We start from the raw sequence: 20,185 nt of genomic DNA, 5'->3' as shown, positions 1-20,185 counted from the left end.
CGTGGGCTCGGAGATGTGTATAAGAGACAGGGGGAATAAAGTGTCTCCAACGGGGAATAAAGTGTGACCAACGGGGAATAAATCTGGCCCAACGGGGAATAAAGTGAGGCCAACGAGGAATAAATCCGGCCCAACCCGTTTTCACTGAAAATCCCCGTATTTGAGCCTTCCTTATAAAAACGTAATGAATCGTAGCATCTGCGCGAAATCAAGATTCTTCACTACGTAAAAGCATTATAGCTTTACACCGTACTCTTGAGAGGGATGCTAGAGTTGCTATAAAATAATTTTAAATATTGTAAATATTGAAACAGGAGGGATTATCATGCAAGAAAAAGTAATGGTTTCTGCGCAAAACACGGAGGATTTCTTTCCAGTGCAGGATGTTGATTATTTAGAACTTTATGTGGGGAATGCCAAGCAGGCTGCTCACTTCTTCCAAACAGCTTTTGGTTTTAAGGTCGTTGCGTATTCCGGCCTAGAGACGGGCAATCGCGAAACGGCTTCTTATGTGCTTCAGCAGCGCAAGATCCGTCTTGTTGTGACTGGCACTTACAATGATTCTTCTCGTGTAGCTCAGTTTGTCAAAACCCATGGAGATGGCGTCAAGGACATCGCGCTTGCGGTTGATGATGTCGCGAAGGCATACGAGGGAGCGGTGAAGCGCGGCGCAATCGAAATCCAGCCGCCACATGAGGTTTCCGATGAGCATGGTATTCTAAAGAAAGCTGTCATCGGTACATATGGTGACACGATTCATACATTAGTAGAAAGAAAAGATTACAAAGGTATTTTCATGCCTGGATTCGTTGAGCATGAAACGACTGTACCTGTCCAGGATGCTGGCTTCATCGGTATTGACCATGTTGTTGGCAATGTTGAGAGAATGGAAGAGTGGGTCAACTACTATGCGAATGTCATGGGCTTCAAGGAAATGAAGCACTTCACAGATAAGGATATTGTTACTGAATACTCTGCGCTGATGTCAAAGGTCATGCACAATGGCGGCCGCATCAAGTTCCCGATCAACGAGCCGGCTGAAGGGAAGCGCAAGTCGCAAATCCAGGAATACCTTGAATTCTACAACGGACCTGGCGTGCAGCACCTTGCGATCTTAACAGAGGACATTGTAAGCACTGTCACGACACTTCGCAATAATGGAGTGGAGTTCCTGAACACTCCTGATTCTTACTATGAAATGCTTTCAGAGCGCGTAGGTAAAATTGACGAAGAGATTGATAAGTTAAAAGAGCTTAGCATTCTTGTAGATCGTGACGATGAGGGCTACTTGCTGCAGATCTTCACCAAGCCAATCGTAGACCGCCCGACGCTGTTCATTGAGATCATCCAGCGTAAAGGTGCAAGAGGCTTCGGTGAAGGCAACTTCAAGGCTCTATTCGAGTCAATCGAACGTGAACAGGAAAGACGCGGCAACCTTTAATAGCCGGGACGGAAGGGGGCGATTCGCTCCCTTTTGTCATAAAACGGCACAGAAAAATGGGGGATGAACATGTATGTAAAAGCAAGAACAGAGCTGGAAAGAATCACACCATATGCCCTCGGCCAGACAATTGAAGAAATCAAGGAACAATATGGGATCACGACGGTAAGGAAGCTTTCGGATAACGAAAATGGATATGGAACATCACCGAGAGTCAGGGAAGCAATCATGCAGGCATCTGCTCATTTGGCATTTTATCCGGATGGAATGACTTCCGGGATTGTGGAGAAACTGTCGGCCCATTATCAATTGGACCAGAAGCATTTCCTTGTCACGAACGGTTCAGAGGAAATTATCCGCCTGCTGACAAGGGCATACATTGATAAAAATGATGAAGCGGTCATGGCAGAAGTGACCTTCCCTCGCTATAAGACGAATGTGCTGATTGAGGGGGGAAGAGCGGTCACGGTTCCAATGGTTGACGGAAAACACGATCTCCAAAAGATGCAGGAAGCGATCAGCGAAAAAACAAAAATGGTGTTTGTATGCAATCCGAATAACCCGACCGGCACGATTGTCGCAAAGCAGGAGCTGCTCTCGTTTATTGACAGCGTACCGGGAAATGTTCTGATCATCATGGATGAGGCTTATTTTGAGTACGCCGATTCTGAGGAATACCTTGATACGATGCCGCTGCTTGATCAGTACAAGAACCTTGTAATCCTCAGGACTTTTTCAAAAATCTATGGTCTTGCCAGTCTGCGCGTGGGCTATGGCATCATGCATGAAGATATCGCAAAGGAGCTCCATAAAGTCAGGGACGTGTTCAATGTCAACCAGCTGGCCCAGGCGGCGGCGGTAGCGGCGCTTGAGGACCAGGCTTTTGTCCAGGACTGCTCAGTTAAAAATAGTGCAGAAAGATGTTTCCTGAGTGGGAAGTTCAAAGAGTTGGAGATTGATAGTTTCCCTTCTCAATCCAACTTCCTGTATGCCTTCACGAACAGGCCGGTCATCCAGACCTTGACCGAGAATGGTGTCCTGGTCAGGCAGATGCAGCTTCCCGGTTACAAGGAAGCATTCAGGATCACATTGGGAACACGTGAAGACCATGAATTCATTTTACAAATTGTCAGCCAGCAGTTTCATGAGAGGGCGGTGTAAGCCTTGGAAATCAAAACGGATATGCTTGAATGGCGAGACGCATACAAGCTTTTGCAGGGCTCTGTCCTCCCCAGGCCAATCGCCTTTGTATCCAGCCAGGATGAAAACGGGAACGCCAATTTGGCACCGTTCAGTTTCTTTACCGTCATCAGTGCGAATCCGATGATGGTCTGCTTTTCTCCTATGAGAAGAGGGACAGATGGAGCGAAAAAGGACACACTGCAAAATATTGAAGCGACAAAGGAATTTGTCATCAATATTGTTAGTGAGGAGTTCGTAGAGCAGATGAATGACTGTGCCACTGAATTCGCTGCAGATGTAGATGAATTCGAAGCATCAGGCTTGACCAAGGCTGATAGCGTGGCGGTTAAGCCATCGCGGGTCAAGGAGTCAAAGGTCCATCTCGAATGTGTGTTGGACCAGGTCCTTCATTTTGGCGGGGAAGAAGCTGGAGCAGGAAGCCTTGTCATCGGCAAGGTCGTCCATGTGCATGTTGCGGATGAGCTTTATGAAAGCGGGCGCATCAACTCCGAGAAATTGAATCCGGTGGGCAGGCTGGCAGGGGCAACCTATACACTTCCGCTGGCAAAAACATTTGAGCTGCAAAGAAAATAGGTGATAGCATGAAATTCATTACGTTTACAAAAAAAGACGGAACAAAGAGTGCAGGCTGGATCAACTCCAGGAATATGGCAGTTGATATGCACGAAGCATCGAACGGCACTTTGCCTGACAATATGCTGGCATTCATAGAAAACCATGAGGAATTCATGGAGTATATTGAAAAAAATAAAGGCCTGATCGAAACAGGAAACGGCTCCTATCCATTTGAAGAAGTAAGCTTAAAAGCACCGCTGCCGAATCCGAAGAGTGTACGTGACTTTTATGCATTCGAGCAGCATGTAAAAACAGCCCGTGAGAACCGGGGCCTTGAAATGATTTCAGAATGGTACGAAATCCCGGTGTTCTATTTTACCAACCATCTCGCCATCAAGGGGCATGAAGAAGAAATAAGGCGTCCGCATTCTTGCGAATGGATGGATTACGAACTGGAAATTGCCTGTGTCATCGGGAAGGAAGGCCGGAATATCAAGGCGAAGGACGCGGAAAAGCATATTTTTGGCTTTTTTATCATGAATGACTGGAGCGCACGCGACCTGCAGCGCCGGGAGATGAAAGTCGGGCTTGGCCCGGCGAAGGGAAAGGATTTTGCCACTTCTTTCGGTCCTTACCTGGTGACGAGAGATGAACTGGAATCCAGAGAAGCGGGGAAAGGATATGACCTTGAGATGGTTGCCCGCGTCAACGGCAAGGAACTTTCAAAAGGGAATATGAAGGATTTATATTATTCGTTCGGTGAAATGATTGAACGGGCATCTGCCGGCACGACGCTCTATCCTGGTGAGGTGATAGGTTCGGGCACTGTGGGAACTGGTTGCATCCTTGAGCTTGGAACCGAGGTTCACCGCTGGCTTGAGCCAGGAGATGAAGTAGAATTGGAGATTACTGGACTTGGTGTCCTGAGAAATAAGATTATACAAGATTAGAAAGAGGTGTTTTCATGTATTACCGCCAGCTTGGTGAAATCCCGAAGAAACGGCACACGATTTTTAAAAAGGAAGATGGTTCGCTGTTCAGGGAGCAGGTAATGGGAACAAAAGGTTTTTCTGGCACACAGTCAATACTTTATCACCACCACATGCCAACTGAAGTAGTGAAGAGTGAATTGATCGGCAGCTATATGCCTGAATATGAAGACCAGGAGTCGCTGAACCACAGGCACTTCCTGACAGATCAAATCACCAAAACGGGAGACGCTCTGAATGGAAGAGAGTATATCCTTGGAAATGATGACCTGTTGATCGGTTTTGCCAATATCACCGAGCCGATGAAGCAATTTTACCGCAATGGTGATGGAGATGAGATGTTCTTTTTCCATCATGGATCCGGTAAAGTGGAGACGATGTTCGGCACATTGGATTACCGTCCTGGTGATTATATCGTGATTCCAATCGGAACAATCTACAGGGTAGTTCCAGATGAGGCTGAAATGACAAAGGCACTGATTGTCGAGTCGTTCAGCCAAATAACAACACCTCGATGTTATCGCAACGAATACGGACAGCTGCTAGAGCATAGCCCGTTTTGTGAGCGTGATATCCGCGGACCAGAGGTGCTTGAAACATTCTCCGAAAAAGGGGAGCATGAGGTCATCACCAAGACGCGCGGTCATTTGCACCGTCACGTCCTGAACCATCATCCGCTTGATGTGGTCGGCTGGGATGGATATCTTTATCCATGGGCTTTCAATATCGAGGATTTCGAGCCAATCACGGGCCGTATCCATCAGCCGCCGCCAGTGCACCAGACATTCGAAGGACATAACTATGTTATTTGTTCCTTCGTTCCAAGGCTTTATGATTACCATCCTGAAGCCATTCCCGCGCCATACTACCACAGCAACGTCAACAGCGATGAACTGCTGTACTATGTAGAAGGCAATTTCATGAGCCGCAAAGGAATAAAGGAGGGCTCCATCACCCTGCACCCAAGCGGCATCCCGCACGGACCGCACCCAGGTAAAACAGAAGCAAGCATCGGCAAAAAAGAAACACTCGAACTCGCAGTCATGATCGACACCTTCAAGCCACTGAAAACCGTGAAGAAAGCGAAGCAAATCGAAGACGAACAGTATATGTATACATGGATTGAGAAGTAAATAGAAAAAACAGGCGAAAAAAATCGCTTGTTTTTTTATTGGCTCATATCAAGCCTGATGTTGAATTAAAAATCTGATGATTGTAGTGGAAGGCGCGAAGACTCCTGCGGGATCAGCTGGACAGGTGAGACCCCGGAGACGCCAGCGGCGTCGAGGAGGCTCACCGCCAGCCACGCGGAAAGCGAAGCGCCTGGAACGGAAATCAACAGCCTTTATTACTTCAAAAAAAACTGTAGACCAACCCGATTTTCTTGAGTTGGTCTACAGTTTTTTTATTTAAACAAATCCATCAACAAATCCCAGAACCCTTTTTCTTTTACAGGTACTGCTTTCTTTGTTTTTTGTTCTTCTAATTGAATGCTTTCAGTCTTGATGACGAATTGAACGGTTTTGACTTTTTCGTTCTTGGATGAAACAAAGGATACCGGTTCGAAATCAGACTTGTCATATTCCTGGATCATTTCATTGATCTCGTTTTGCATCTGTTCAGGAAGGTCTTTTGTCTCCTGATGGAGCTCGTTCGTGCCGTTATGGAGCTCATTTACACCTGTTGCCAGTTTGTTCGTGCCTCCTGACAGTTCAGCAATTCCTGAATGAAGCTGAGTGTACGAAGAGGAGAGCTGGCTGACTCCGTCTGTATATTTTACAAGTCCGGAATGGAACTCTCCATAGTTGGAAGATAAAGCTGCCATTCCTTTTTGCAACTCTGCGATTCCGCCGGCGTCGATATTCTCAAGTGAACCTGATACTTCATTAGCAATCGAAGTCAGTGCAGCACTCATGTTTCGTAAAGCATCTTCTGATTGCTTTAAAGCAGGGTCCACTGCAGCAAAAGCTTGTTTCACCTGGTCATAGGTACCCTTCACTTTTTGTGCAGCTGTATAGGACTCCACTAAACTCTTCACGACTCTTTGATCTGCATTGCTATTATATAATCCAGCGATATCGGTTTCTGTAAGCTGCGCCGCAGGGATTTCCTTAATCGCTCCATCCAAAGCTCCATAGGCCTGCGAGTAGTTCTTTCTCAAAGTGGCAAGGCCATTTGAAGTTTCCTCCAATCCGGCTGCTATTTGAGTAAGTCCCTTAGGCAATTCACTAAGGCTGGACATATCCGTTTGATCAGCACCACCGGATAGGGATGTGCTGATCTTCTTCAAAGCATCACCGATTGAACGGGATGCGCCAACCAGATCTGAGCCGGCCCCGTTCATTTGGCCGATTCCATTTTTATATTTGCCTGATCCGTCGCTCAATGCAGCGGCACCGTTGTTTAATCGAGAAACGCCATTTCTCAGTTCTGTCACTCCGCTGTGAAGCTCCCCAATTGCATCAGATAAGGTAGACATATCTTCTGTCATATTTTCCATTTCTGAAGTATCAATCGGCAGGGTTGAAGGAACAGCCGCAATATCAATTCCGTTAAATTCAAAATCCTCAACATCTGCTTCGACGCTGAGCCTTTCCTCCTGAGCAGGCATTACGGTAAAAGTCACTTGCTTATTTTTACCTGCATTAGCGACCATTCCGCCAGAAGCTTCGATATTCTGATAGGAATTGGACAGCATGAGAGAAATCTGCAGCAAATAGTTTTCATAAAACGCCGGGTCCACATTTTTATTGGCCCCTGTTTCGATGCTGATTTCAAGGTGTCCTTTTTGGCCGGCAAGCTCTGCGGGTTGAATCTTTCGTCCATTCAATGAATAGGAAATGCTGAGATTCCATGGAAGCTCGGAGTCCTCAAGGTTTCCCTGATAGTAAAACTTGCCCTCGGGCGCTTCTAATCTCACGGTTTGATCTTCCTGGCTGATTTCCGCTAAATCAGTCAGATTTTTAAGGTTGCTATATTCCCCGTAATCGAGTATTTCGCCAGCCTGTTCCACATCCAGTGTGTTGACTACATAGATGCTGTCCAGGTCGCCATTGGCTTTAAGCGTTGCATACACTACTTCATCTTTGGAAGTGAGTTTGCCTTCTTTTTTTACAGTTTCAGCTTCAACTGTATAGCTAAGAAATGAAGGCAAGAAACTCATGAACGCCAGGGTGACATACAGTAATGGTTTTGTTCTCATCATCATTTCTCCTCGTAAAAGTTAGCGTTATAAGTTGTCTTTTTAATGAATTTATCGAGTACCACAAGCAATGCAGGCAGCAGGAATACAACCATGACAAACGCAAGCAGCGCTCCTCGGCCAAGCAGCAATCCGATCGAGGAAACAATCGGGTTGGATGAGGTAATCCATAAGATGAACCCGACGCTTGATAAAATCGCAGCCGAGATCGAAATCGAGAATGTCTTTTCATCAAGCGTTCTGATCACTGCTTTTACAGGCGGCATTTCCCTGCGGTTATGCTGGTAAGCTTCTGTAAGCAAGATTGCGTAATCAACTGTTGCGGCCAGCTGAACGGTACTGATGATCAAATAACCTACGAATACCAATGATGAATTGGTAAAATAGGGGATCGACAAATTGATCCAGACTGCAGATTGGATCGTGATCAGCAGCACGAGCGGGATCGAAATCGATCGGAACGTTGCCAGCAGGACAACTGCAATCGTGGCGACTGTCAGCACATTGACGACAATATTGTCTTTATTGACAACATTTTTAATATCATACAGCGTCACGCTTTCACCAAGGCTGAGCGCATCGTCACCATAATATTTGGCAGCGGCTTCCTCAACTTTTTGGACAATCGAGAAGGGGAGATTGCCTTCTGTTCCTTGATTTGTATTGATGACGATCCTGCTGTAATTCTCTGAGTAAAATTCATCGGTGATCGATTCACCCAGGTATTCAGGAGGGATAACTGATCCGACCAAATTCACATAGGCAATGACGCTCGTCACATAATCCAACTCTTCTAATTCTTCAACAAGGTCGGTTTCTTTTGCCGCGTCCCCTTTAGGGACTAATAAGACAATCGGCGTCGTCTGGCCAAATGCTTCCTCGATTTCAATAAAGTCCATGCCTGCGCGTGTGCTTTCCGGCTGGTCACCGAGGCCGTAGGTGAAAGCTGTATTGCTCTGCGCGAGGAAGCTTGGGATCAGAATCGCCAATACAAGGAGCAGGCTTGGGAATTTCATTTTCATGACAAAATTGCCGATTCCCGCGAAGCTTGGAACAAAGCTTTTATGCTGTGTTTTGTCCATCCATTTAATAAAAAGAAGAGTGAAAGCCGGAAGGAAAACCATCACACTGATAAAACTCAGGACAATTCCTTTGACCAGATTGAGCCCTAAATCAGAGCCGATTTCAAATTTCATGAACGTAAGAGCGATAAAGCCAAAAAATGTGGTAGCCGCACTCGCCGTGATTGCCGGGAACGACTTTTTCATAGCCAGTTTCATTGCTTCCTCCGGATCCTGCAGTTTTTTACGGTAATCTGAAAAACTGTGAAGCAAGAAAACAGCGTAATCAAGAGAAACAGCAAGCTGCAAGATTGGGGCTACCGACTGGGTCACGAATGATACCTCTCCGATGAAAATATTCGTTCCCAGGTTGATCAAGACAGAAACTCCGATGGCTGTCAGGAAAAATACAGGCTCAATCCATGAATTCGTTGAGATGACCAGGATGAAGATAATGATCGGAACGAGCAGGAGGGCCGCATAAAAAGATTCTGTACCCGCCATTTTTTGGGAGGTAGCAGTATTAATGGCTTCACCAGCGATAGCCCCGTCCTCACCAATCAATTCATAAATCGCGTCCGTTACAGCCACTTCATCGCCAGAGCGGACACTGATTGAAAAGAGCGCGTGGCCATCTTTGTAATAATTTTCAACCGTCTGTTGATCTTCCATCTCCAGTGGTGTTTTCAGGTCCACGACATCATCCAGCCAGATGACATCGGAGACTCCGTCAATCGCGGCCATTTTATCCTTATAGTCAAGTGCCTCCTGTATGGAGATATCTTTGACCATGACTCTAGTATCAGGAACAGAGGCTATAAATTCTTTTTCCATAATCTCTATTGCCCGCGTCGATTGAGCATCCTCTGGCAAGTAATCGACCATATTGTAATTGACTGAAACAAAAAATTGCGCAACCGATGAGACTAACGCGAATAACATAAACGCAATCACAACAGCTTTTTTATGTTTTATAATTTGTCCTGAGATATTGTTCATTTTTCTTCCTCTCTTGAGCCTATTGCATTTACACTTTATCATTATATCGACACGGTGTTGTCCATTCAACAAACAGTTGGGTACATTTTGTTTGATTTCCAACACAATCTTATTTTCTGTTGGGGAACGTAATGAATTATTAATATGGCAGGAAAGGTATGACTTTTCATGGACAGACGAAAAAAATATACACAGTTGGTTTTAAAGGATAGTCTTCTGGAATTATTGAAACAAAAACCGATTTCAAGCATCACAATCAAGGAAATATGTGAACTGGCAGACATCAATCGTTCTACATTTTATTCGCACTTTTCCAATCAATACGAATTGCTTTCTGTGATTGAAGCTGAATTCATTGAAGATATGGTCGCAACACTGAGCCAATACAATTTTTCAAAAGAAGAAGAAGCATTGCAGATGACCGAGAAAGTAATGGAGTACATTTCGGTTAAGAGCGAAGTTTGCAAAACGCTGCTCAGCGAGAACACCGATATTCACTTTCAGAAAAAGGGCATGATGATCACGAAGGAATTCATTTTTAAAAATTGGATCCCTGACCGCGCTGGCGATCAGCAAACCTTTGAATATATTATCATGTTCGTGATGAGCGGCAGCATCTATGTCATCAAAAACTGGCTAGAGAATGGGATGGACAAAACACCTAAAGAGATGGCCGAGATTATCATTAATTTTATAAACAGAGGACTTTCCAGTATGCGGTAAGGAGCAGGTTCATTGGGAGAGCATGAAAATTTCTGAAGAAATGACGGATACTGGGTGGCATAAAGGGTACATATGAGTTCAGAAGCCCAAAAAACAGTTCTAAGGCCCAAAAAGGTGTTATAAAACATTTCAATAAGCCCAATGCCGGGTGCCGAGAGCAAAAAGTTCCAATCGAACACATAGAAACCTGCAATCCATAAATAAACAAATACTGGATAGGCAACAATAAGGAAATCTAGTATGGATTAGGAGGACGAACAGTGACTTTATCGATTTTTGCATTAGGCGGTATCAATGAAATCGGCAAGAATATGTACGTGGTACAGTATGATGACGATATTTTTGTGATTGACTGCGGCGGGAAATTCCCTGATGAGAGTTTGCTCGGGATTGATTTGATCATTCCCGAAATGACTTATCTTGAGGAAAACAGGGAAAAGATCCGCGGTTTGATCGTGACCCATGGGCATGAAGACCACATTGGCGGGGTTCCTTATTTCTTTAAAAAGCTGAAAGCCCCTGTGTATGCAACAGATTTTACACTTGGGTTAATTGAACTCAAGCTAAGTGAGCACAAGCTTTTGAGAGGAACCGAACTGAAAAAAATCACTTCGGATTCTGAAGTGGATTTTGGCAAGGTGAAGGTGAGCTTTTTCAAGGTAAGCCACAGCATTCCTGATTGCCTGGGGATTGTCTTCCATACACCGGAGGGAAATGTGGTGCATACAGGGGACTTCAAGTTCGACCTGACGCCTGCGAATGATGAACAGTCTGAAATCCATAAAATGGCCAGGATTGGGACAGAAGGTGTACAAGTACTTTTATCTGAAAGTACAAACGCAGAGCGGACGGGGCTCACCCCATCAGAACGGATGGTGGCTAGCCATCTGGAAGAAGCGTTCATGAAAGCGGATGGGAAGATTTTTGTTTCAACATTTGCCTCGAATGTGAATCGTGTTCAGCAGGTGGTAGAGGCAGCGATCAAGACAAACCGAAAGCTTGCTTTGCTGGGCAGGAGCATGGTGAATGTTGTGGACGTGGCGATTGAGCGCGGCTATTTGACTGTACCGGAAGGCATGCTGATTGAACCGAATGTCGTGGACCAGCTGGATCCTGACAAGGTGGCGATTTTATGTACAGGCAGCCAGGGTGAACCGATGGCTGCTCTGGCGCGGCTCTCCACAGGGAACTATCGCGATGTGTCCATTTATCCGGGTGACACAGTGATTATGGCTGCTTCGCCTATACCTGGGAATGAAAAGGATGTTTCTAAAATCATCGATAATCTCTTCAAGCTTGGCGCAAAAGTGATCTACGGGTCCGGAAGCACAACAGGCATGCATGTCTCCGGCCATGGTTATCAGGAGGATCTTAAGCTGATGCTCACACTGATGAAGCCTAAATATTTCATTCCGATTCACGGTGAGTATCGTATGCTCCATCATCACAGATTGCTGGCAGAATCGGTCGGAGTCGAGAAAGGGAATACCTTCATCATTAAAAATGGTGATGTCGTGGATGTGGAAAACGGAGAGGCGCGGCAGACGAGGAATGTACCTGCCGGTGATACGTATGTGGACGGTGTAAGCGTCGGCGATGTTGGGGAAATCGTCTTACGAGACAGGAAGCAGCTTTCAGAGGACGGCATGCTGGTCATTGTGCTGACCTTGAGTAAGGCTGAGCGGAAAATCATCAGCGGTCCTGACACGATTTCGCGGGGATTTGTTTTTGTCAAAAACTCTGAAGATCTTATGAGGGATGTGAATAACATCGTGACAAAAACGGTGACTGAACTCCAGGAGGAAAATATCCATCGCTGGAATGTCATCAAGCAGGGCATCAAAAAAGCAGTCGGCCAGCACATTTTCCAGCAAACGAGACGGAAGCCGATGATTCTGCCGATTATCATTGAAATATAAAAAATTACGACCAGGTACTACTCAGTGCCTGGTCATTTTATTGACATGACACCAAATGGTGTTATATTTTATAGATATTACATTTTTACATACAGGAGGATTAGATATTGGATACTCAACTTGAAATTCGCAAAACCGTAATTTTGAATGCTCCGATTGAAAAAGCATGGAAAGCTGTCTCCACATCTGAAGGCATCGCAGGCTGGTGGATGCCAAATACATTTGTACCTGAGCTTGGCGCAGACTTCATCCTCCATGCTGGTCCATTCGGCGATTCACCTTGTAAGGTGACGGAACTGGAGCCCCCTTATCGATTGGGCTTTGACTGGGGCAAGGATTGGCATTTGCAATTTTTATTAAAGGAACTGGACAGCAGCAGGACTGAATTCACTTTGATCCATTCTGGCTGGGATCCTGAAAAAGTCACCGAGTTTGGACAATCACATACAATGATCATGGAAAGAATGGACAATGGCTGGGATCAGATTGTGAACGAAAAACTGCCATCTTATATCGAGGGCTGACATGTCAGCTTCCCAGGCGAAACATGATGTTTTTCAAGCGGTGGCAGACCCGACCCGGCGGAAAATTCTGAGGCTGCTGTCAAAACAGGAAATGGCAATAGCCTCTATTGCAGACAGTTTCCCGATCACAAGGACGGCCATCAATAAACACCTGTTTGTGTTATCGGAAGCAGGCCTGGTGACTGCTAAAAAGGTCGGGCGTGAAACACGCTATACATTACATCCGGAGCCGCTTCAGGAACTGCATGAATGGCTATCGTATTTTGAGCTTTATTGGGATAACAAACTATCTGCACTCAAACATTTTGTTGAGTCCGATGAATAAGGAGGATTTATGGAAAAAGTCACCCCGTTTTTAATGTTCCAAGGCAATGCTGAGGAAGCAATGAATTTCTATACTTCAATCATCGAGGATTCGGAAATAACCAGTATTACAAGATATGGAGCAGAAGGGCCTGGGAAAGAAGGTACCGTCCTCCAGGCAGCCTTTTCGCTAAAAGGGCAGGAATTCATTTGCATTGACAGCAACATCGAGCATCAGTTCACTTTTACACCATCCATTTCGATCTTCCTGACTTGCAGTACAGAAGATGAAATCGACCGGTTGTTTGAATCACTCTCGGAAGGCGGCTCTGTGCTGATGCCGTTAGGAGACTATTCATTCAGCAAAAAGTTTGGCTGGACAGAGGACAGGTTTGGAGTTTCCTGGCAGCTTACTTTGCCATACTAGCACGGAGATTTCTCCGTGCTTTTTTACTTTCTGGCTTAACAAATGATTGTTTTACGACTACACTAAGAACTATCAATCATTCGGGGAGGAAGCAGGGATGGACATACAGCTGAACCAAAAAGTCATCAAGGATCTGTGCGGAACTGTTTCCTACAAGCGAGGAGATGCGTTTCACAAAGCGGGTAAAGTGAGCATTGGCCGTTTTGATGGAGAAAGGGCAGAAGGAACCGTAACAGGTGCGGATGAGTTCTTTGTCACTGTACATAAAACTGAGGTAGAAAAGTTCACAGCAGAATGTTCCTGTCCTAAACTGGCTTCGGTCAAGCATGAATGCCAGCATGTTGCCGCTGTCTTGCTGGCGATTCTTGACATGCAAAGGAGCAAACCAGAGAATGCTTTGCTGAAGGGCGGGGAACAGAACACAGCTCTCGCTGAAGGGCTATTGTCAATTTTCAATGATGAACCACGCCGGACGAGCGGACACCAGGTCCATTTTGAAACGAGGAAGGTCTTGAATAGCGAGTTCATCGTCAAAATGGTCCAATTAGAAGAACAATCAATGCTGGGAATCTCAATGGCAATAGGACCAATTGAAATCAGGGACATTCACACCTTCTTAAAAACTGTTGCCAAAAGTGAATCTGTCTCACTTTCCGGCCTGTTTACCTATGATCCGAAGCTTCATTGTTTTCTTAATGAAACAGATGCGGTGATCAAACTTCTCATGCAAATTTGCCTGGATGCTGAGCAGGAGTACGGTAATGGAGAAACTTTACTCATTCCTCCTTCAAGCTGGCCCAAGTTGTTATCGCGCATTCAAAATATGTCCGGTGTGAAGATAGAATTCGAAGGCAAGCTGGTTCCCTTCAATGTTTCCACAGAAAAGCTGCCTTTGCTGTTCAATTTTGAAAAAGACAATGAACAACACTATTCATTAAAAATAGCTGGCCTGGATCAGCTGGAGATTCTCCCAAAATATAATTTGGTCATGATCCATGGGCAAATGATTGTTTTGGAAGCTTCTGATTGCGCAAGACTCTTTGAACTGAGAAACATGCTTGATGGATCAAGCACAAACAGTATTCCGATTTTGCCAGGGCAGATGGGCTTTTTTGTGGAGAAAGTGGTTCCAGGGTTGCGCAGGATCGGGGAAGTACAGATTGATGGCGATTTGACAAAACAGTTTTTGACAGAACCTTTGGCAGCGGGGCTGTACCTCGACAGAGTGAATAATAGATTGCTTGCAGGGCTTGAATTTCAGTATGGAGATATAGTCTTCAATCCTTTGGAGGACAGGGAGCCCAGAGTGAATTCTCTATTAATCAGGGACCTTGAAAAAGAAGATCTTATACTTGAGATGCTAGATGAGAGTTCGTTTGCCAAAACGGATGGCGGATATCTCCTTCATAATGAAGAACTTGAGTATGAATTTTTGTACCATATGATGCCAAAGCTTCAAAAGCTGGTACAGGTGTATGCGACAACTGCGGTGAGGAACCGGATTTTCAGGGAGCCCGCCCGCCCTCAGATTCGGGTCAGAGTGAAAAAAGAACGTACAAACTGGCTCGAATTCAAGTTTGAAATGGATGGCATCCCGGAAAAACAAATTCGTGATGTGCTTGAAGCTCTTGAGGAAAAACGCAAATACTACCGCTTGAAAAATGGTGCGCTCATGTCGCTGGAGACTCGGGAATGGGAAGAAATCCAGCGGTTTTTAAAGGCCGGTCCAATCCAGAATGAAGATTTGGAGAAAGGGCTGAATGTGCCAATTATCCGAGGAATGCAAATGCTCGATCTAGCTGATAATGAATCTGTCTTTTTGCAGGAGGAATCGTTCCGCCAGTTTTTAGCTGAAATCAGCAGTCCTGAACGGGACAAGTATGAGGTGCCGGTAAAACTGAAGCAGATTTTGCGCGAATACCAGATCCAGGGGTACCAATGGCTGAAGACTCTCGCAGGCTATGGATTTGGCGGTATTCTTGCTGATGACATGGGACTGGGCAAAACAGTACAAAGCATCACATATATAGCATCCGAACTCGAAAATGTACGGGAACAAAAGCTTCCCATCCTGATTGTTTGCCCTTCATCCTTAGTCTATAACTGGCTGAGTGAGTTCATGAAGTTCACTCCGGAAATCCAGGCGGTCATCATCGATGGGGATAAAAAAGAACGGGCCCAACTGCTGGGGGATATGGACGGCATAGATGTTGTCATCACGTCCTATATGCTGCTCCGCCGGGATATCCATTTGTATGAAAAAGTGAATTTTCATACTGTATTCTTTGATGAAGCCCAGGCGTTCAAAAATCCATTGACGCAAACAGCGAAGGCAGTCATGAACATAAAGGCTGACCATCATTTTGCTTTGACGGGGACGCCGATCGAGAATTCAATCGAAGAGTTATGGTCGATCTTTCGCGTAGTTTTTCCTGAACTTTTCCAGGGTCTGAAGGAATATAGCCATTTGACTAACAAAACCATTGCCCGCAGGATCCGTCCCTTTTTGCTGCGAAGGGTGAAGGAGGATGTGCTGGCAGAGCTGCCTGAAAAGGTTGAAGCAATCGATACTGTCGAATTGCTGCCTGACCAGAAAAGGCTTTATGCAGCCTATCTTGCAAAGCTGCGTCACCAAACATTAAAGCAGCTTGATAAGAATACAATCAGGAAGAATCGGATCAAGATCCTCGCCGGTTTGACCAGGCTGCGCCAGATTTGCTGTCATCCTGCCTTGTTTGTGGATGGATACAAGGGAAGTTCCGCAAAATTTGAACAGCTGAAACAAATCATCGAGGAATCAAGGCTTGCAGGCAGAAGGGTCCTGATTTTTTCGCAGTTCACCAAGATGCTTGGATTGATCGGCAGGGAATTAGCCTATCAGGGGATACCGTTCTTTTACCTGGATGGACAGACCCCATCCGAGGAACGGGTTGAGACCTGCAATCGATTCAATGATGGCGAGCGGGACTTTTTCCTGATTTCCCTGAAAGCCGGCGGCACTGGGCTTAACCTCACGGGAGCCGACACGGTTATTCTGTATGATCTATGGTGGAACACCGCGGTGGAAGAGCAGGCTGCAGACCGGGCACACCGTATGGGCCAGAAAAATAAAGTCCAGGTGATCAAATTGATTTCACGAGGAACCATCGAGGAAAAGATGAATGAACTGCAGGACAAGAAAAGGAACATGATCGAGGAAATAATCGAAGAAAGAGCTTCTTCAACGCTGACAGAAGAGGATATTCGAGAGATTCTGATGATTTAATAGCTCAATCCCTTTCATAAGAATGATGAAAAAAAGAGAGTGTCCGGTTCAGGCACTCTCTTTCTTCATCCTTTAGTATCCGCTGCCTAGTCCGGCAGGGATCGTGCCTGCGTAATCAGTCATGTACCCGGCAAGAGGATAATACGGAATATTATACCAGTCATCAGGGTTTACGGTTCCGACTTCACCGGTAACATATCCGTATACTAAAGTTTTTAATGCGAGATAATTCTGTTTTGTCAGGTAGCCATTTGATTTTTGGCCAAGGCTTCCGTCCGAAGAGTTTCCTTTCGTTTCAAAGAATACAGCTGGGTGGCTGTGTCCTTCAGGATTCAGGTTATCATAGTTCAGCCCGAGCATCATGGCTGAAACAACTCCGCCTTTGATGTCGATATCATAGCCAATTCCTTGCTCACGATTAACTCCAACTTGGTAACGGTCAATATGAGTATAGCCATAATCTTTCAACTCATCGTAGACATAAGCCATCATTTGCTTGGTAATGTCATTATACGGTGTTTTTGAAAGTGTAGGCCCATCCGGAGACAGTGAGATTCCAAGCGAGAAAGAAGTCGACTCGTTCGTCCCATAGACTTGCTTTAAACCCTGATGATGAAGGTCGATGGCAAAGTCAGGCTGAACGTCTGCCCAGTAGGCATAGACAACTTTTGATTCTGCTGCCTCAAAACCTGAAAGAGTCCAATCACGGTTCAAGTCAATTAATTTTCCGTTCTGTGCCACCTTTGTATGGCGGATGTTCATCTCCGCTCCATCAGGATTGTACATTGGGATAAAATACAATGTTGCCTCTTGCAAAACTCTTTGTACATCTCTCTCTCCGCTGTTTGCATAGGTCTTTAGCAGCTGAAGCGCTGCTTCGGTAACCAATTTCTCATTTCCATGGATTTGGGCCTGGATCCAGATTTTTTGAGGGCCTGTCCCAACTTTAGCGACGTAGATGCTACGGCCTTGTTCAGACTTTCCATACTGATCGAGAGTGGATACTTCAACCTTCCCTTTGCTTGTTCTTTCAATGTCTTCAAGGATTTTGATCACTTCCTTGTAAGAGAGGGTGCTGTTGATGTTAGTATTGCCATTCGTGGATGGTCCCCCAGGTTGGAGAGCTGCGTAAGATGATGAGCTGAAAGCAAGCAGCAAAATCAAAGCAGCAGTTGCGATTTTCATGAACCTCTTACCTAATTTCATGTATGTATCCCCTTTCGGAAAAATTGTCGTCCCTGTATGTCTAATTCTATGATTAAACATTTCGGGACGCTAAATAAATGATAAAACACTTTGCTAATCTATTAATAGTGTAAAAAGTACGAATGTTTTGACAATATGAGACAAACCACGAAATAGGTCTTTGTGTCTACTTTCACCAAAAATGAAACGTCCTCAAAAATAAAAAAGACTCAAAAGCCGTTTAATACGGCGTATTGAGTCTAGAACTTAAATAGAATGAATGAAAAATACTATAAATATGATTTCAATGTTTGCTGCAAGGTTCCTCTTGTTTCTGCTTTTTGTTCAAAGTTAATTCCGGTATGGATCATCTTTCTTACGAGCTCAGGACGCATACCGGTGATCACGGCTTTGGAGCCCATCATTACTACCCCGTTCAGGACTTTTTGCAAGTGATCGATCACGTTCATTTCCATATCCGCAATCCCTGAAAGGTCCATGATTAAAGTTTGTACCTTCAATCTGGCAATATCCATCAGGACTTTTTCTTCGATGATACGCATTCTGTATTCATCGATCATTCCGATCAAAGGTAATACTGCCACTGAATTGCTAATTGGGATGATTGGGACAGACAAGTGCTCAACCAATTCTCTTTGTGAGTTAAGGATTTCTTCTCTGTACGCCGTATAGCTCAGGAAGAAAGTATTCAGAAACTGGTCCACACGGTCATTAATGGTCTTTTCCAACTCGAAAAAATCATCGCGTTCATCATAACGGTCATTTAAATGGCCGTATTGATTCAGGAAATGCCATAATGTGCGCCGGATTGCCTGAACCCATTCCAGTTTGAAGGCAACAGTCAGGGAATGCTCTGCCCAGGCTACTCCTTCTTGTTCCGCGAATGCAATCAGCTCAGCTTCCTGCTGTTTAACAATATAAACAACCAATTTTTCTGCGTTTTTAAGAAGGTCGATATTCCCCTTTTGAAGAATTTCATGGATTTTAGATGCAACATTCACGGCTTCTGATAATAATTTTTGTTCAAATAGATCCCGGTTCACTCGGATGAACTCGGTTACTTCATCACTGTGCTTAAAGGTTGCTTCCATATTATGTACACTCCTTATTTTATTTGCATCAAAAGAAAATTAGTTAGTAACATCTATATAGTGAAAACTCTCCTTACTTTAACTGTAACAAAGAGTTTTTTAAAAAACAAATAAATGAATGGATTGAAGGCGATAACCTTCTTTTTTGAAGGATTTGGTAATTTAGAAGGCGAAATAATCATAACAGCACTACAATTAGCAAGGAGGTGGGAAAGGTGGGATGGTTCATCATAGTAATCATTGCATACCTGCCGATTTTCTATCGCATCCATAAGCGACTTGATTTTCTTGAGAAAGAGGTAGAGAGATTAAGCAAGGAATAGGGAGAGGGAGAGGGAGTATCGAATGAAACAAGAAAAGGAAATGCTCGGTCTATTACTGGATTGGGCCCGCAAGGAGGAGAATGTCCGAACCATCCTGATGACGAGCTCCCGGGCAAATCCCCATGCTCTTACCGATTTGTTCACAGATTACGATTTTGAGATCTTCGTTGAAGATTTAGATACGTTTATGCTCGACGATGGCTGGCTGGAACAGTTCGGATCACTCATCAAGAAGGTGAGCTTGCAGGATGGGGAGTGGCGCACGCGCCTTGTTCTTTATGAAGACGGAACGAAGATTGATTTTCAGATCACGAGTAATGATTATGTTAAAAGTTTAGCAAGTATGTCTGAACTGTCTGCAAAATATGACAATGGATATAAGGTATTGCTGGATAAAGATGGCGTTACAAAGGGAATCAAGCCTCCATCCTATCAGGCATACATAACGAAACCGCCCGCTGAGGAAGTATTCGCAGATATCATCAACAGCTTTTGGGGAGATACTGCGTACGTTGCAAATAGCTTATGGCGTGATGAACTGTACTTCGCGAAATACATGCTCGATTCCGTAATCCGTACTCATTACCTGCAGCCGGCCATCGAGTGGTATATCGGTGTGCATCATGAATGGAGCGTAAACCCAAATAAATACGGACGCTGGTTCAAGCGCTATCTGGACTCGGAAACATGGGCAGAACTTGAAGCCACTTATGCAGGAGCGGGTCTTGAGGAAAATTGGGAAGCCCTCTTTCGTATGGCAGACCTGTTCAGCCGCTTGTGCCAGGAGGTGGGAGCAAGTCTTGGCTACCCATATCCGTTTGAATATGAACAGAGAATGAGAGCGTATTTAAATAAAGTCTGGGATTTGCCCTTGAATGCAGAACGTTTTCAATAATAGGTTAAAAGGCTGCTTTTCAAGTGAAGGCAGTTTTCTTAATTCAGGAATTTTTAAAA

16 protein-coding genes are annotated in these 20,185 nt (G+C 44.9%); 12 read left to right on the top strand and 4 right to left on the bottom strand.

The window, feature by feature from the left end; genetic code table 11:
* The first annotated feature begins 325 nt into the window (after positions 1 to 325).
* The 5 genes from hppD (at position 326) to EJA10_RS04635 (ending at position 5,321) form a co-directional block, all read left to right on the top strand.
* On the top strand, positions 326 to 1,441 hold the full coding sequence (gene hppD, locus EJA10_RS04655; protein WP_125478825.1) for a 4-hydroxyphenylpyruvate dioxygenase: 1,116 nt from the start codon (positions 326 to 328) through the stop codon (positions 1,439 to 1,441).
* Positions 1,442 to 1,510: 69 nt separating this feature from the next.
* Positions 1,511 to 2,602 (top strand): histidinol-phosphate transaminase, encoded by a 1,092-nt coding sequence (hisC, locus tag EJA10_RS04650; protein ID WP_246017685.1) that lies wholly within the window; start codon positions 1,511 to 1,513, stop codon positions 2,600 to 2,602.
* 21 nt (positions 2,603 to 2,623) lie between these two features.
* The gene (locus tag EJA10_RS04645; protein ID WP_170169067.1) at positions 2,624 to 3,217 is read left to right on the top strand and encodes a flavin reductase family protein; all 594 of its coding nucleotides are present in this window, start codon (positions 2,624 to 2,626) and stop codon (positions 3,215 to 3,217) included.
* A gap of 8 nt (positions 3,218 to 3,225) precedes the next feature.
* The gene (locus EJA10_RS04640) at positions 3,226 to 4,149 is read left to right on the top strand and encodes a fumarylacetoacetate hydrolase family protein (protein ID WP_125478822.1); all 924 of its coding nucleotides are present in this window, start codon (positions 3,226 to 3,228) and stop codon (positions 4,147 to 4,149) included.
* Positions 4,150 to 4,163: 14 nt separating this feature from the next.
* Entirely contained in the window at positions 4,164 to 5,321 is a 1,158-nt protein-coding gene (locus EJA10_RS04635) for a homogentisate 1,2-dioxygenase (RefSeq protein WP_125478821.1), read from the top strand.
* Between the two features lie 272 nt (positions 5,322 to 5,593).
* Here the strand turns inward: EJA10_RS04635 and EJA10_RS04630 are convergent, their stop codons facing one another.
* Both EJA10_RS04630 and EJA10_RS04625 read right to left on the bottom strand, forming a co-directional pair.
* The gene (locus tag EJA10_RS04630; RefSeq protein WP_125478820.1) at positions 5,594 to 7,396 is read right to left on the bottom strand and encodes a YhgE/Pip domain-containing protein; all 1,803 of its coding nucleotides are present in this window, start codon (positions 7,394 to 7,396) and stop codon (positions 5,594 to 5,596) included.
* Positions 7,393 to 9,450, bottom strand: coding sequence for an efflux RND transporter permease subunit (locus EJA10_RS04625; RefSeq protein WP_125478819.1), 2,058 nt, complete (start codon positions 9,448 to 9,450; stop codon positions 7,393 to 7,395). Before EJA10_RS04625 ends, EJA10_RS04630 begins: the two co-directional genes overlap by 4 nt.
* Positions 9,451 to 9,618: 168 nt before the next feature.
* Between EJA10_RS04625 and EJA10_RS04620 the strand changes: the two genes are divergently transcribed.
* The 6 genes from EJA10_RS04620 to EJA10_RS04595 all read left to right on the top strand — a co-directional run bounded on the left by EJA10_RS04620 (position 9,619) and on the right by EJA10_RS04595 (position 16,611).
* Entirely contained in the window at positions 9,619 to 10,173 is a 555-nt protein-coding gene (locus tag EJA10_RS04620) for a TetR/AcrR family transcriptional regulator (RefSeq protein ID WP_125478818.1), read from the top strand.
* A 311-nt stretch (positions 10,174 to 10,484) separates the two neighbouring features.
* Positions 10,485 to 12,092 (top strand): ribonuclease J, encoded by a 1,608-nt coding sequence (locus EJA10_RS04615; RefSeq protein WP_125478851.1) that lies wholly within the window; start codon positions 10,485 to 10,487, stop codon positions 12,090 to 12,092.
* 107 nt (positions 12,093 to 12,199) lie between these two features.
* Positions 12,200 to 12,616: an SRPBCC family protein gene (locus EJA10_RS04610; RefSeq protein ID WP_125478817.1), complete on the top strand. Its 417-nt coding sequence runs from the start codon at positions 12,200 to 12,202 to the stop codon at positions 12,614 to 12,616.
* 1 nt (position 12,617) lies between these two features.
* A complete protein-coding gene (locus EJA10_RS04605) occupies positions 12,618 to 12,941 on the top strand; it encodes an ArsR/SmtB family transcription factor (protein ID WP_125478816.1) in 324 nt (107 codons plus the stop codon).
* A gap of 9 nt (positions 12,942 to 12,950) precedes the next feature.
* Complete coding sequence (locus EJA10_RS04600) at positions 12,951 to 13,346, top strand: VOC family protein (RefSeq protein ID WP_125478815.1); 396 nt, start codon at positions 12,951 to 12,953, stop codon at positions 13,344 to 13,346.
* A 97-nt stretch (positions 13,347 to 13,443) separates the two neighbouring features.
* Positions 13,444 to 16,611: a DEAD/DEAH box helicase gene (locus tag EJA10_RS04595; RefSeq protein WP_125478814.1), complete on the top strand. Its 3,168-nt coding sequence runs from the start codon at positions 13,444 to 13,446 to the stop codon at positions 16,609 to 16,611.
* Positions 16,612 to 16,683: 72 nt separating this feature from the next.
* On the opposite strand, the gene EJA10_RS04590 is transcribed toward EJA10_RS04595, so the two are convergent.
* Both EJA10_RS04590 and EJA10_RS04585 read right to left on the bottom strand, forming a co-directional pair.
* On the bottom strand, positions 16,684 to 17,817 hold the full coding sequence (locus EJA10_RS04590) for a M14 family zinc carboxypeptidase (protein WP_246017684.1): 1,134 nt from the start codon (positions 17,815 to 17,817) through the stop codon (positions 16,684 to 16,686).
* A 269-nt stretch (positions 17,818 to 18,086) separates the two neighbouring features.
* A complete protein-coding gene (locus EJA10_RS04585) occupies positions 18,087 to 18,908 on the bottom strand; it encodes an STAS domain-containing protein (protein WP_125478813.1) in 822 nt (273 codons plus the stop codon).
* Positions 18,909 to 19,253: 345 nt separating this feature from the next.
* Here EJA10_RS04585 and EJA10_RS04580 point away from each other — a divergent pair, with 345 nt between their 5' ends.
* Positions 19,254 to 20,126, top strand: coding sequence for an aminoglycoside 6-adenylyltransferase (locus EJA10_RS04580; RefSeq protein WP_125478812.1), 873 nt, complete (start codon positions 19,254 to 19,256; stop codon positions 20,124 to 20,126).
* Positions 20,127 to 20,185 lie beyond the last annotated feature (59 nt).

Origin of the sequence: Mesobacillus subterraneus (assembly GCF_003937825.1) — a bacterium.
GTDB lineage: Bacteria > Bacillota > Bacilli > Bacillales > Cytobacillaceae > Mesobacillus > Mesobacillus subterraneus.
Note: the sequence above shows the minus strand (reverse complement) of the source record. Positions and strands in the feature narration are given on the sequence as shown.